Origin of the sequence: Amycolatopsis sp. cg13, assembly GCF_041346965.1 — a bacterium.
Classification (GTDB): domain Bacteria; phylum Actinomycetota; class Actinomycetes; order Mycobacteriales; family Pseudonocardiaceae; genus Amycolatopsis.
In genome coordinates this window covers 7,648,359-7,661,374 of the sequence record NZ_CP166848.1, presented here as the reverse complement: position 1 = coordinate 7,661,374, position 13,016 = coordinate 7,648,359, and the positions used below count along the sequence as shown (strand labels likewise).

Annotated in this window: 10 protein-coding genes, 1 tRNA gene and 1 pseudogene; 4 read left to right on the top strand and 8 right to left on the bottom strand. The window is 68.7% G+C overall.

Annotated features, from left to right (window positions below; all coding sequences use genetic code 11):
* Positions 1-59 precede the first annotated feature (59 nt).
* The 4 genes from thrC to argS form a co-directional block, all read right to left on the bottom strand.
* Complete coding sequence (gene thrC / locus AB5I40_RS35970; protein ID WP_370934631.1) at positions 60-1,115, bottom strand: threonine synthase; 1,056 nt, start codon at positions 1,113-1,115, stop codon at positions 60-62.
* The gene (locus AB5I40_RS35965; protein ID WP_370940684.1) at positions 1,112-2,386 is read right to left on the bottom strand and encodes a homoserine dehydrogenase; all 1,275 of its coding nucleotides are present in this window, start codon (positions 2,384-2,386) and stop codon (positions 1,112-1,114) included. Before AB5I40_RS35965 ends, thrC begins: the two co-directional genes overlap by 4 nt.
* A gap of 63 nt (positions 2,387-2,449) precedes the next feature.
* The gene (gene lysA, locus AB5I40_RS35960) at positions 2,450-3,880 is read right to left on the bottom strand and encodes a diaminopimelate decarboxylase (protein ID WP_370934630.1); all 1,431 of its coding nucleotides are present in this window, start codon (positions 3,878-3,880) and stop codon (positions 2,450-2,452) included.
* 3 nt (positions 3,881-3,883) lie between these two features.
* Positions 3,884-5,548 carry an arginine--tRNA ligase gene (gene argS / locus AB5I40_RS35955; RefSeq protein ID WP_370934629.1) on the bottom strand — a complete coding sequence of 555 codons (1,665 nt, stop codon included), beginning with the start codon at positions 5,546-5,548 and terminating at the stop codon, positions 3,884-3,886.
* A gap of 203 nt (positions 5,549-5,751) precedes the next feature.
* On the opposite strand from argS, the gene AB5I40_RS35950 reads away from it, so the two are divergent.
* Together AB5I40_RS35950 and AB5I40_RS35945 are read left to right on the top strand one after the other, a co-directional pair.
* The gene (locus AB5I40_RS35950) at positions 5,752-6,591 is read left to right on the top strand and encodes a DUF3105 domain-containing protein (protein ID WP_370934628.1); all 840 of its coding nucleotides are present in this window, start codon (positions 5,752-5,754) and stop codon (positions 6,589-6,591) included.
* A gap of 107 nt (positions 6,592-6,698) precedes the next feature.
* Positions 6,699-7,349 (top strand): DUF305 domain-containing protein, encoded by a 651-nt coding sequence (locus AB5I40_RS35945; RefSeq protein ID WP_370940683.1) that lies wholly within the window; start codon positions 6,699-6,701, stop codon positions 7,347-7,349.
* Between the two features lie 44 nt (positions 7,350-7,393).
* Here the strand turns inward: AB5I40_RS35945 and AB5I40_RS35940 are convergent, their stop codons facing one another.
* The 3 genes from AB5I40_RS35940 to AB5I40_RS35930 form a co-directional block, all read right to left on the bottom strand.
* Positions 7,394-7,990, bottom strand: coding sequence for a flavin reductase family protein (locus AB5I40_RS35940; RefSeq protein ID WP_370934627.1), 597 nt, complete (start codon positions 7,988-7,990; stop codon positions 7,394-7,396).
* 10 nt (positions 7,991-8,000) lie between these two features.
* Positions 8,001-8,921 carry a cation diffusion facilitator family transporter gene (locus AB5I40_RS35935; RefSeq protein ID WP_370934626.1) on the bottom strand — a complete coding sequence of 307 codons (921 nt, stop codon included), beginning with the start codon at positions 8,919-8,921 and terminating at the stop codon, positions 8,001-8,003.
* A gap of 134 nt (positions 8,922-9,055) precedes the next feature.
* Positions 9,056-10,177 carry an alpha/beta fold hydrolase gene (locus AB5I40_RS35930; protein WP_370934625.1) on the bottom strand — a complete coding sequence of 374 codons (1,122 nt, stop codon included), beginning with the start codon at positions 10,175-10,177 and terminating at the stop codon, positions 9,056-9,058.
* Positions 10,178-10,282: 105 nt separating this feature from the next.
* On the opposite strand from AB5I40_RS35930, the gene AB5I40_RS35925 reads away from it, so the two are divergent.
* Positions 10,283-10,358, top strand: a tRNA-Arg gene (locus AB5I40_RS35925).
* 703 nt (positions 10,359-11,061) lie between these two features.
* On the opposite strand, the pseudogene AB5I40_RS35920 reads toward AB5I40_RS35925, so the two are convergent.
* Positions 11,062-11,673, bottom strand: a pseudogene (locus AB5I40_RS35920) (recombinase family protein); the annotation flags it as partial.
* 991 nt (positions 11,674-12,664) lie between these two features.
* Between AB5I40_RS35920 and AB5I40_RS35915 the strand changes: the two are divergent.
* Positions 12,665-12,955: a helix-turn-helix domain-containing protein gene (locus tag AB5I40_RS35915; RefSeq protein WP_370934624.1), complete on the top strand. Its 291-nt coding sequence runs from the start codon at positions 12,665-12,667 to the stop codon at positions 12,953-12,955.
* Positions 12,956-13,016 lie beyond the last annotated feature (61 nt).

Below are 13,016 nucleotides of genomic sequence, written 5' to 3'. Positions count from 1 at the left end.
GCATGCGACGCACCCAATGCCACATTGGGGCGCTGTGATCGGGGCGAGTGGCGCGCGGGTCATCGCAGGTCCAGCGCCGCCGCCACGGCCGTCGGGTCGACCGCGAGCGGTTCCACCTCGACGTTGCCTTCCAGCGCCGTGGCCGGGTCTTTCAGGCCGTGCCCGGTAACCGTGCAGACGACCTTCGAACCCTTCGGCAGCCGTCCGTCCGCCGCGGTGGCCAGCAGGCCGGCCACGCTCGTCGCGGACGCGGGCTCCACGAAGACGCCCTCGCGACGGGCCAGCAGCCGGTACGCCTCAAGGATCTTCTCGTCGGTGATCGCGTCGAACAGGCCGTTGGATTCGGCGCGCGCGTGCACCGCGCCGTCCCACGAAGCGGGGCTGCCGATGCGGATCGCGGTCGCGATGGTGTCCGGGTCCGACACCGGTTCGCCGTGCACCAGCGGCGCGGCGCCGGCGGCCTGGAAACCGAACATCCGCGGGGTGTTCTTGACCACACCGTCGGCCGCGTACTCCGAATAGCCCTTCCAGTACGCGGTGATGTTGCCCGCGTTGCCGACCGGGAGGCAGTGCACGTCCGGGGCCTCGCCGAGGACGTCGCAGATCTCGAACGCCGCGGTCTTCTGCCCGGCGATGCGCACCGGGTTGACCGAGTTGACCAGGGTGACCGGATAGTCCGCCGCGGTCTTGCGGGCGAGTTCGAGGCAATCGTCGAAGTTGCCGTCGACCTGGAGGATCCGCGCGCCGTGCAGCACCGCCTGGGCGAGCTTGCCCATCGCGATCTTGCCTTGCGGCACCAGCACCGCGCAGGTGAGCCCGGCCCGCGCGGCGTACGCGGCGGCCGAGGCCGAAGTGTTGCCGGTGGACGCGCAGATCACCGCTTTGAGGCCGCTTGCCAGCGCGTGCGTGATCGCCACGGTCATCCCGCGGTCCTTGAACGAGCCGGTCGGGTTCGCGCCCTCGACCTTCAGGTACACCTGCGAGCCGGTCAGCTCCGAGAGGTGCGCGGCGGGCAGCAGCGGCGTGTTGCCCTCGCCGAGCGTCACTACGTGAGCCCCGTCGGGGACCGGAATCCGGTCGCGATATGCCTCGATGATCCCTGGCCAACCACTCACGCGTCTTCGCCTTCCACCCGCATCACGCTGACAACCTCGTGCACCACATCGAGTTTCGCGATTTCGTCCACAGTGGACTGCAAAGCCGCGTCCGGCGCAAGGTGCGTCACCACGACGAGGCTCGCCGTGTCGTTCGCGTCGCGCTGGCGCACCGCGGCGATGCTCACGCCGTGCGCCGCAAACGCTTGCGCCACCTGGGCGAGCACACCCGCGCGGTCCGCGACGTCGAGGCTCACGTGGTAGCGCGTCGGCGTCTGGCCCATCGGCCGCACCGGCAGCGCGGCGTGCGCCGATTCGCGCGGGCCGCGGCCGCCGAGCACCTGGTTGCGCGCCACCGCCACGAGGTCGCCGAGCACCGCGCTGGCGGTCGGCGCGCCGCCGGCGCCCTGGCCGTAGAACATCAATTCGCCGGCCGCGTCCGCCTCGACGTAGACCGCGTTGAACGCGCCGCCGACGCCGGCCAGCTGGTGGCTGCGCGGAATCATCACCGGATGCACGCGGGCGGACACCGACTCTGCACCGTCGTCCGCCGTCACCCGTTCGCAAATCGCCAACAGCTTGACCGTGCGGCCAAGCGTGCGCGCGGCGGCCAGATCGGACGCCGTGACGTCCGCGATGCCTTCGCGGTGCACGTCTTTCGCGGTGACCCGGGAGTGGAACGCCAGCGAGGCAAGGATCGCGGCCTTCGACGCGGCGTCGTAGCCGTCGACGTCCGCCGTCGGGTCCGCCTCCGCGTAGCCGAGGCGGCTCGCCTCGTCCAGCGTTTCGGCGTAGCCCGCGCCGGTGGCGTCCATCGCGGAAAGGATGTAGTTGGTGGTGCCGTTGACGATCCCCATCACGCGGGTGATCCGGTCGCCGGCCAGCGATTCGCGCAGCGGGCGCAGCAGCGGGATGGCCCCGGCCACGGCGGCCTCGAAGTACAGATCGACGCCCGCCGCGTCGGCCGCCTCGAACAGCTCGGCCGAATGCTCGGCGAGCAGCGCCTTGTTGGCGGTGACCACGGATTTGCCCGCGTTCAGCGCGGTGACCAGCCAGCTGCGCACCGGGTCGATCCCGCCGACCAGTTCGACCACGACGTCGACGTCGTCCCGCGCCACCAGCGCGGCGGCGTCGTCGGTGAGCAGTTCGGCGGGCAGCTCCGGGTGCTTGTCCGGACGCCGCACGGCGATGCCGACCAGTTCCACCGGCGCGCCCGCGCGGGCGGCCAGTTCCCCGGCCTGTTCGGTGAGCAGCCGGGCGACCTCGCTGCCGACCGTGCCGCAGCCGAGCATCGCGACCCGGATGGGCGCACGGTCCGCCGGAGACAGGCTTTTTGGAGACACTGTGGACACTTCTCAAACCTCCAGGCGCAGCATGTCGTCCGTCGTCTCCCTGCGCAGCAGCAGCCGGGCGGCGCCGTTGCGCACGGCGACCACCGCGGGCCGCGGCAGCCGGTTGTAGCCACTGGCCATCGCGTAGCAGTAGGCGCCGGTCGCCGCGACGCCCAGCAGGTCGCCGGGAGCCAGCGTGTCTGGCAGCCAGCAGTCTCGGACGACGATGTCGCCGGACTCACAGTGTTTTCCCACCACGCGAGACAACGCCGGGGTCACCGGCTCGTCGCCGTCGGAGGCGGACCGCGAAACCACGCGGCAGTCGTACACCGCGTCGTAGAGCGCCGTGCGGATGTTGTCGCTCATGCCGCCGTCGACGCTGACGTACCGGCGGGCAGTCTCGTCGCCGAGCGCGACGTCCTTGATCGTGCCCACTTCGTACAGCGTGAACGTGCCCGGACCGGCGATCGCGCGGCCGGGTTCGCCCGCGATGCGCGGCACCGGAAGGTCGGCGTACGCGCATTCCTTGCGGACGATCTCGCGGATCTGCGTGATCATCTGCGAGGGCGGCGGCGGGTTGTCCTTTTCGGTGTAGGCGATGCCGAAACCGCCGCCGAGGTCGACGACGTTCATCTGCTCCAGCAGTTCCGGGCCGTGCTCCTTGGCCAGTTCCGCGAGCAGGCCGACGACGCGGCGCGCGGCCACCTCGAACCCGTCGGCGTCGAAGATCTGCGAACCGATGTGGCTGTGCAGGCCGATCAGTTTGAGCGACGGCGCGTTCAGCACCCTGCGCACCGCTTCGGCGGCGTCGCCGGAAGCCAGCGAGAAACCGAACTTCTGGTCCTCGTGCGCGGTCGCGATGAACTCGTGGGTGTGCGCCTCGACGCCGACCGTCACCCGGACGAGGACCTTCTGCTCGACCTCGTGCGCGGCGGCGACTTCGGCGAGCCGGGCGATCTCGTAGTACGAGTCGACCACCACGGTGCCGACGCCCGCTTCGACGGCCGCGTCGAGTTCGGCGACCGATTTGTTGTTGCCGTGGAACGTGATCCGCTCCACCGGGAAGTTCGCGCGCTGCGCGACGGCCAGTTCGCCGCCGCTGCAGACGTCGAGGCTCAGCCCCTGTTCGGCCACCCAGCGGGCGACCTCGACGGACAGGAACGCCTTCGACGCGTAGTGCACGAGCGCCGGGTCGTCGAACGCCTCGGCGTAGTCGGCGCAGCGGGACTTGAAGTCCGCCTCGTCGACCACGAACAGCGGCGTGCCGTACGTCTGCGCGAGGTCGCGCACGTCGACGCCGGCGATCCGCACGACGCCGTCCGCGGCGCGATATACGTTGCGCGGCCACACTTTCGCGGGCAGCTGGTCGAGTTCGCCCGCACTCGCGGGCGGGAACCCGGAGGCGTCGGCATGGGGGTAGACGTCGGCGTGGCGGGGGCCCGCGGGGTGCGCCATTGTTTACATCCGTTCCGGAGCGGAGACACCGAGCAGCGACAGGCCGTTCGCCAGAACCTGGCGCGCGGCTTCACACAGAGCGAGCCGGGCGTACGTGAGGGGGGTGGCCTCCTCGTCGCCCTGCGGGAGGACCCGGCCCACGGTGTAGAACTTGTGGTACGCGCCGGCCAGTTCCTCGAGGTAGCGGGCCACGCGATGCGGTTCGCGCATCTCCGCCGCCCGCCGCACCACGGCGGGGAATTCGCCGATGGTGCGGATCAGGTCGCCTTCTGCAGGCAGGGTGAGCAGTCCGAAATCGACGTCCTCGCCGGACCCGTCGGTCTTCAGGCCGAGGTCCGCCGCGCCGCGCCGCAGCGACGACAGCCGGGCGTGCGCGTACTGCACGTAGTAGACCGGGTTGTCGTTGGAATGCTTGCGCAGCAAGTCCAAATCGATGTCCAAAGAGGAATCGACGGAGTAGCGGATCAGCTCGTAGCGGGCCGGGTCGACGCCGACCGCCTCCACGAGGTCCTCGAGCGTGATCACGGTGCCCGCGCGCTTGGACATCCGCACCGGCTTGCCGTCGCTGACCAGGTTCACCATCTGGCCGATCAGCACCTCGACCGTGGCCGGGTCGTCGCCGAACGCCGCGGCGGCCGCCTTGAGCCGCGCGATGTAGCCGTGGTGGTCCGCGCCGAGCATGTAGATGCACAGGTCGTGGCCGCGGTTGCGCTTGTCCTTGAAGTAGGCCAGGTCGCCCGCGATGTAGGCGGTGTTGCCGTCCTTCTTGATGACGACCCGGTCCTTGTCGTCGCCGTACTCGCTGGACTTGAGCCACCAGGCGCCGTCGGCGAAGTAGAGGTTGCCGGAGTCCTTGAGCTGCTGCACCGCCGCGTCGACCGCGCCCGATTCGTGCAGCGAGTTCTCGTGGAAGTAGACGTCGAAGTCGGTGCCGAACTCGTGCAGGCTCTGCTTGATCTGGCTGAACATCAGCTCGATGCCGATGCGCCGGAAGGTCTCGTTCCGCTCGTCCTCGGGCAGGCTCAGCGCGCTCGGCTCGGCCTTGATCACCTCGGCCGCGATGTCGCTGATGTACCCGCCCGCGTAGCCGTCCTCCGGCGCGGGCTCGCCCTTCGCGGCGGCGATCAGCGAGCGCACGAACCGGTCGATCTGCGCGCCCGCGTCGTTGAAGTAGTACTCGCGGGTGACGTCCGCGCCCTGCGCGCCGAGCACCCGGCCCAGCGCGTCGCCGACCGCGGCCCAGCGCGTGCCGCCGAGGTGGATCGGGCCGGTCGGGTTCGCCGAGACGAACTCCAGGTTGATCCGGCGCCCGGCGAGCGCGTCGCCCCGGCCGTACTCCGCGCCCGCGGCCAGCACCTGGCGCACGACCTCGCCCTGCGCGTCCGCGGCGAGCCGGAAGTTGAGGAAGCCCGGCCCGGCGACCTCGGCCGCGGCCACGCCGTCCGCACCCGCGACGACCTCGGCGAGCGCCTCGGCGAACTCGCGCGGCTTCAGCCCGGCTTTCTTGGCCACCTGCAGCGCGAGGTTGGTCGCGTAGTCTCCGTGGTCCGGGTTGCGCGGGCGTTCGATGGTCACGGTCTCCGGCAGCACGGCGGCGTCGACGCCTCGTGCGGCGAGGACCTGCACGGCGGAGCTGCGGACCAGATCGGCGAGAGCGGCGGGAGTCACTCGCCGGATTCTAGGTGCGCTTCGGCCGCGCGGTTCCGGCGGTACAGGCTGGCGAGACGGCGGGCACACCGGAGGCGGATGTTCCGCTCGCCGGGGCGCCTCGCGGGTGTTCACGGTGATCGCACGCCCGGTCTCTACACTGGGCTACCGGCAGGGTTCCGTCCGGATCCCTCCCCCGCTCTCACGAGGAGATCTCGGCAATCATGGCCAACGGGACCACCAAGAAGAAGGGCTCGTCCGCGGCCGCGGTGAAGGCGGCGAAGAACCGCTCGGTCGTCGCGGGCAAGCGGACGCCCTGGGGCACCATCATCGGCGTCGTCGTGGTGGTCGCCCTGCTGGCCGGCGTCATCGTCTACTACCTGCAGGCCTCCGCGCCCAAGCGCGACCAGGCCTCCCGGGACGAGGCCGCCGCCGCCTTCGCGCCGACCGCGAGCAATCCGGACCCGTCGAAGAAGATCCCCGGCGTGATCACCAAGCAGTACACCGGTTCGGTGCACATTCTGCCCACCGAACGGGTGGCCTACGACCAGAGCCCGCCGTTCGGCGGCCCGCACGACGGGTACTGGGCCACCTGCACCGGCGTCGTGTACCCGGAAGCGGTGCGCAACGAGAACATGGTGCACTCGCTCGAGCACGGCACGGTGTGGATCGCCTACAACCCGGACAAGGTCAAGGGCGACCAGCTGCCGCTGCTGGAGGCGCGGGTCAAGGGCAAGCCGTACACGATGATGTCGCCCTACCCCGGCCTGGACAAGCCGATCTCGCTGCAGTCGTGGGGCCACCAGCTGAAGCTGGACAGCGCCGACGACCCGCGCATCGACCAGTTCATCGCCGCGCTGCGGACCAACCCGAACGGCGTGTACCCGGAGATCGGCGCCTCGTGCGACGCGCTCGGCAAGGGCATGTTCGACCCGAGCAACCCGCCGAAGTTCGACCCGAGCAAGCCGGGCAAGGACGCGAAGCCGATGGACTACAAGGGCAGCACCGGGGCGCAGAACGAGCAGCAGCCCGGCATGCCGGGCACCCCGCCCGCGGGGCAGTGACCGTGGGCGGCTCCGAAGAAGACCAGGCCGGGACGGGCGGCGTCGAATCCGTCCCGTCGGCCGCCGAGGAGTCCGCTCCGGCGGAGCGGACCGGCTGGTCCCGGTGGGTGGTCATCGGCGGCACGCTGATCGCCGTGCTGCTGGTCGGGGCCGCGATCGGCGTCTTCGCGACGCGGCTCACCGACGGCAGCGACGCGGTGCCCGCGACGCCGGGTGCGGGTTCGGTCGAGGTCGGCTTCGCCCAGGACATGTCGGTGCACCATCTGCAGGCGGTCACCATGGCCGGCTGGGCGCGCGACCACTCGACCGACCCGGAGATCCGCCAGCTCGCGTTCGACATCGAGCGCACGCAGACCGAGCAGGTCGGGCGGATGAAGGGCTGGCTCATGCTCTGGGACCAGCCGGAGCAGGCGACCGGTGCCTACATGACGTGGATGACCGAGCCGATGGGCCACGCGGGCATGCAGATGCCGACCAGCAGCCCGGCGGGCGGTGCGCCGATGCCCGGCATGGCCACCGACGCGGACCTCGCGAAGCTGCGCTCGTTGTCCGGGCGTGCGCTGGACGTCGAGTTCCTTCAGCTGATGCTGCGCCACCACCAGGGCGGCGTCGCGATGGCCGAGTACGCGCAGGACCACACGTCGGTCGACGCGGTGAAAGCGTTGTGCCGCAGCATGTTGGTGTCGCAGGGCGCCGAGATGGACCAGATGAAGCTCATGCTGAAGGGGCGGAACGCGCAGCCGCTGCCCGCTCCCTGAAAAAGCTCGTGAGTGTTGATCACGGTTCTAACCGTGATCAACACTCACGAGCTTTTGTACGTGGGCCGTGCCAATTCTTTGATGTCGCCCAGCGTGCCCCATTCGTCGCGGCCCAGCCGGGACAGCGGGCGCAGCCGGTCGACCATCGGGTGGTCGCCGTCGAGGACGTCCTCGTTGACCGCGAGGTGCACGACCCGGCCGAACACCACTGTCGAACGGCCGAAACCGACCGTGCTGTGCAGTTCGCATTCGAACGCCACCGGCGATTCCGCCACGCGCGGCGGGCGGACCTTCAGGCTCGGCTCGCGGGTCAGCCCGGCCTCGTCGAATTCGCTCATCTCCGGCGGGAAATCCGCACCGGTCGCGTTGATCTGCTCGAACAGCGGCTCGGGCGCGAGGTTGACCACGAATTGCCGCGTCGATTCGACATTGCGCAGGGTGTCTTTCCGCCCGACCGAGGTGAACTGCAGGACCGCGGGCGCGGCCGACGCGACGGTGAAGAACGAATGCGGCGCGAGGTTGTCGACCCCGGCTCGCGAGGTGCTCGACACCCAGGCGATCGGCCGCGGCACGACGGTCGCGGTCATCAGGTGGTAGAACGCGTTCGGGGCCAGCTGGGCGGGGTCGAAGTCCTTGCGCATGGTCCCCGGTCTACCAGGACAGCTCCGCGCATCGGCGGGCGCATTGCGGTCCCTCGACCTGAAGCGTCGCGTGTTTGATCTCGTAGCGGACCGACAGCAGGTCTTGCGCCTTGGTGAGCACAGTGGACTGTTCGGCTTCGGCGCTCACCGTCAGGTGGGCCGAGGCGACCTCCATGCCCGAGGTCAGCGTCCAGACGTGCAGGTCGTGTACGTCCGCGACGCCCGGGAGCGCGGCGAGTTCGGTGCTGATCTCGCCGACGTCGACGCCGGCGGGCGCGTGCTGGAAGAGGATCCGGAGCGCGCGGCGGGCGAGCGTCCAGGTGCGCGGCAGGACGAACAGTCCGATAGCGACACCGATGATCGGGTCGGCGTAACGCCAGCCGGTGGTGAGCGTGATCGCGCCGCTGAGCAGCACGCCGACCGAGCCGACGAGGTCAGCCAGCACCTCGAGGTACGCGCCGCGGACGTTCAGGCTTTCCTTCGCGCCCGAGCGCAGCACCAGGAACGACACGATGTTCGCGACGAGACCAGCCGCGGCGGCGAGCAGCACCGGCAGGCCAGGCACCTCCGGCGGGTCACTGATCCGGCCGATCGCCTCGAACGCCACGTACCCGGCGACGCCGAACAGCAGCACCGCATTGGCAAGCGCGGCAAGGACTTCCGCCCGGTACATGCCGAACGTACGGCTGGGCGTCGGCCCGCTGCGGCGCGCGAGCACGATCGCGGCGAGCGCCATTCCGACGCCGAGGACGTCGGTGAACATGTGCGCGGCGTCGGAGATCAGCGCGAGCGAGCCGGTGGCGAAGCCCACGGCGAACTCCAGCACCATGAACCCGGCACCGACCGCGAGAGCGATCAGCAGCGCGCGGACGTAGCGGCCGGACGCGCTCGCCGGAGCGGCGGTGTGCCCGTGGCCGTGCCCGTGTCCCATCGCTCGCCTCCCAAGTTTCGGTGTCGAGAGGAATATATAGTGACATGCGCATACGTGCAATACAGGGTAGCCTAACTTCACTCTAATGCCTGGTGACGCGTTTCTCCCAGCCCTGTTCCGCGAGGTGGGAAAGATCAGCGCACGAGCCGGAAGAAGCCGCGAATCTGCTCGACGAGCGACGCCGGTTGTTCCATCGCCGCGAAGTGCCCGCCCCGGGGCAACCGCTCGAACCAGCGCAGATCGGTGTACTTCAGCTCCGCCTGCCGCCGCGACGGGCGAATGATGTCGCGCGGGTAGACGGAGATTCCGGACGGCGCGGTGACGAGATCGCCGAAACTGCGGAAGCTCTCCCAGTACAGCCGCGCGGACGACGTCGCCGACGCGGTGAACCAGTACGCCGAGATCGCGTCGAGGAGCTGCTGCCGGGTGACGGCGTCCTCCGGGTGACCGTTGTTGTCGGTCCAGGCCCAGAACTTCTCGGCGATCCAGGCCGCCTGTCCCGCCGGCGAGTCGGTGAGTCCGTAGCCGAGAGTTTGCGGACGCGTGCCCTGCTGCCCCGAGTAGCCCTGGCCAGTGCGCCGGAACTCGGCCGCCGCCCGCGCGCCGTCGCGCTCCTCGTCGGTCTCGTCCTCGAACTGGCCTTGAGGCGCAGCCGCCATGTTGACGTGCACGCCCGCGACCCGCTCCGGCGCCACCTCTCCGAGCGCGCCCGAGACCGCCGAACCCCAGTCCCCGCCCTGCGCGCCGTACCGCTCGTAGCCGAGGGAGACCATCAACTGATCCCAGGCGGTCGCGATTTTCCGGACGCCCCAACCGGCCTGGCTCGGCTTGTCGCTCCAGCCGTACCCCGGCAACGAAGGCGCGACGACGTGGAACGCGTCCGCCGGATCGCCGCCGTGCGCCCGCGGATCGGTCAGCGGGCCGAGGATGTCGAGGAATTCGAGCACCGATCCCGGCCAGCCGTGCGTGATCACCAGCGGAAACGCGTCCGGCTCCGGCGAGCGGAGGTGGACGTAGTGAATCCCGAGGCCGTCGATCTCCTGGCGGAACTGCGGGAAGACGTTGAGCCTCGCGGCGAACCCGAAGTCATAGTCCTCGGCCCAGCTCCGGCAGAGCTCCTGGGCATACGCGAGCGGCACCCCTTGCGACCAGTCGCAGACGGTCTCCGCCTCCGGCCACCGGGTGCGCCGCAACCGCGCCCGCACGTCGTCGATGTCCTCGTCCGCCACCCTGACCTGGAACGGCTCGGCGCTCACCGCCGCCTCCCTCCGCGTCGACAGTTCGACGCTACCGCGCTAAGCACCCTCTGTGCGCGGTCGTGAGAGGGCATGCGCTAGGCTTTGTTCAGTTCGCGCAAGCGAGCCCTCGTAGCTCAGGGGATAGAGCACTGCCCTCCGGAGGCAGGTGTCGCAGGTTCGAATCCTGCCGAGGGCACCACAAGGATGGGAACGGGAGAGATGTCAGACATGACATCCTCCTTTTTCTCATGTTTGCGCTGGTCAATCCGTTTGCTTCGGTCGAACGGCACCACGATCGCGTCATGGGCAGCATGCTGCGCCGCTGAGACTGCAGGCCCGATCAACGTGGCTGTGCACTTGATTTGATTGGTGCCCTTCTGGTAGCGCAGCTCAAGCCGGAGGGCTTCGAAGAGCCGCCGCGCGACGTCTTCGGGCAACTCCTCGACCCGAACCTCGCCCATGGGCAGAGCGTCGAGCAGGTCCGGATTGGTCGCCTGTTGCTGCTCCTCTTCGATCTGGGCAAGCTGAGCTTCGAGCTGGGATTTGCGTTCGTGAAGCTCGTTGCGCTCGTCATTGATCTCGCCGACAAGTTCCTTGGTCGGCTTGTCGAAGAGCGCGAAACTGCGGACCACGTTCTTGATCATGCGAGCGGTGTCGTTGATCTCGCGACGCAGGGCGTCGATGCGTTGCTCGCGTTCCTTCTGAGCGACAGCCCCGAGTTCGCGAGCGGCGTCTCCGAGCAGGCTCCGGCGATAGGTGCCGAAGATGTGCGCGGACAGGAACTCGTTGAGCTTGTCGACGATGGCGTCTTCGCGAATCCAGAAGCTTCCCGCGCCGGGGTGCCCCTCGGGGACGTATCCCTTTTTCGGTGCGCAGACATAGTAGACGTGGCCACGGCGGGTCTTGCCGTTCATGCGTCGACCGCAGGCACCGCAAAACAGGTAAGTGCGCAGCAGATAACTGCGCTTGGTCTGGGGATGATTGACGTTCGTGTTGCCGGTGCTGCGAGAACCGAAGCGGTGGCCGCTGACGTCCTGAGCTTGCAGCCAATCGTCCAGGGTGACAAGAGGTTCGTGGACGGGCTGCGCACTCCAGATCCATTCCGTTATCGGGTTGGCGCGGTTCCCGCGAGACTTGCGCCCCTTGCGGTTCCACACCATGTGCCCGGTGTACTTGGGATTGGTGAGGATGTCGCGGACGTTCGAGTAGGTCCAGCGGCCGACGGCACGACTCGGGTCGACAGGGACAGGCGGAGGGTAGACGGCGGAGTCGAGGTTGAGGCGGTCTGCGATTGCTTGGTAGCCAAGCCGTTTGGTGATTCGCCAGTGGTACGCCTTGCGCACCGCGGGTGCCTGGGCGGGGTCGACTTCAAGGAACGTTTTCTTGACACCCTTAGCCCGCTTGGCGGGGACCGGGTGTGGCACGTGGTGCGCACGGTAGCCGTAGCAGGCTTTGCCTATGTTGTATCCCGCTTCGGTATGAGTGGCGTAACCGTCCCAGGACTTCTCCAGCATGTCTACGACGTAGAACTCGGAGATGCTCTGCTTGACCCGACGAGTCAAGAGTTGCGTGGCGGTCTTGGGCTTTCGACCATCCACTGTGGTCAGCTGAAAGGGTTCATCGGCGGCTAGGAGGCGAACTCCGGCGCTCTCCAAGCGATGTTCGATGGTCGTGCCGTAGTACATGTGCCGGGCGGTGCGCTCGATCGACTCGCAGATGACGTAGTCGAATCGCCGGTCAGGCCGCTCGGCCTCGGCGAGCAGGTCTTGGATGCCGCCGTCACGCGGGATCGTGAGGTCGAACTGTTCGTGCGCGTGCCCGCCTCCGCGAATGTCGAGATCCATGCGACCGGACTCGACGTCGTAGAAGTGCGCGACGATGAGGCCGCCTTCGGGGAGCGAGCGTTGCGACGATCCCAGCTGGCGAGGCAAGGACAGGGTCGGGTCCTGCATGTCCCGTGTGGACACACGCCCCAGCCACGCGAAGCGTAGAACCGTTGGTTGTGCGGCAATGCCCACCCGTTCGCAGTCCGCCGTCTGGCCGTAAGGGCTTCGCACGCGCCCTACGCTGCGTTGCCCAACCCATCTGCGGACCTGTTCCGGGCCTGCCATTGGGTCACCTCCCACAACGCCTCTGCTTGCTCCAGGCGAAGCCGCACCGCCTCGGCACCGTCGGCAGACCGGATCTCAAAGATCAGCTCCGGAGCTTCGTCCAGACTGAACCGCCCCGCGTCGGGTCGCTTCATGTCGCCCCTCTCGCTGTCGTACGACTTCGACTGGACCCCGTTCCGACGTTCGCTGGGAGGAACGTCCACTCGGCCCAACGGAGGTGAAGCCGATCGGCAACTAAGCTAACACCTTAGCAAATAAAGCAGCACCTGAGTAATGCAAGTCGCGCCTGCCCTCCCGGTTGCGCTTGCTGAACACGCCGGACATGCGGAGACACGCTGACCGCTGTCATCGGGAAGACTGAGCGTCGGTTGGCGGCGAGGTGAAGCGCCGTGGCATGACGACGGCGGGACGGCAGCAGGTGAAGATCGAGTGGCAACTGCGACAGGTCGCGGCCTCCCGCGGCGTCTGGGACGCAACCCAAATGCGCGCACTCCTTAGCCGCCGAGCAGGATTCGAACTGTCCCTTCAGTCGGTTAACGTGCTGCTCAAGAAGGATCCGGCCCAGGTGAAGATGGCGACTCTGCAGGCGCTGTGCACAGCACTGGAGTGCACGCCCAACGAACTGTTCGGGTTCGACGCGCCACATCGGGTCTCGCTTGGCGAACCGGACGACGTGGAGTCGTGAAGCTGCGGTACTAGCTGTCATCCGGGGCGGCCGGGCACCGACAAGACACAGCCTGGCGTTG

Bases quoted from the DNA above. Each gene is read 5' to 3' on its own strand.
- AB5I40_RS35940 (WP_370934627.1), bottom strand. From the start codon at position 7,990: ATGCGCAAGGACTTCGACCCCGCCCAGCTGGCCCCGAACGCGTTCTAC.
- lysA (WP_370934630.1), bottom strand. From the start codon at position 3,880: ATGGCGCACCCCGCGGGCCCCCGCCACGCCGACGTCTACCCCCATGCC.
- AB5I40_RS35950 (WP_370934628.1), top strand. From the start codon at position 5,752: ATGGCCAACGGGACCACCAAGAAGAAGGGCTCGTCCGCGGCCGCGGTG.
- AB5I40_RS35915 (WP_370934624.1), top strand. From the start codon at position 12,665: ATGACGACGGCGGGACGGCAGCAGGTGAAGATCGAGTGGCAACTGCGA.
- AB5I40_RS35965 (WP_370940684.1), bottom strand. From the start codon at position 2,386: ATGCTCGGCTGCGGCACGGTCGGCAGCGAGGTCGCCCGGCTGCTCACC.
- AB5I40_RS35935 (WP_370934626.1), bottom strand. From the start codon at position 8,921: ATGGGACACGGGCACGGCCACGGGCACACCGCCGCTCCGGCGAGCGCG.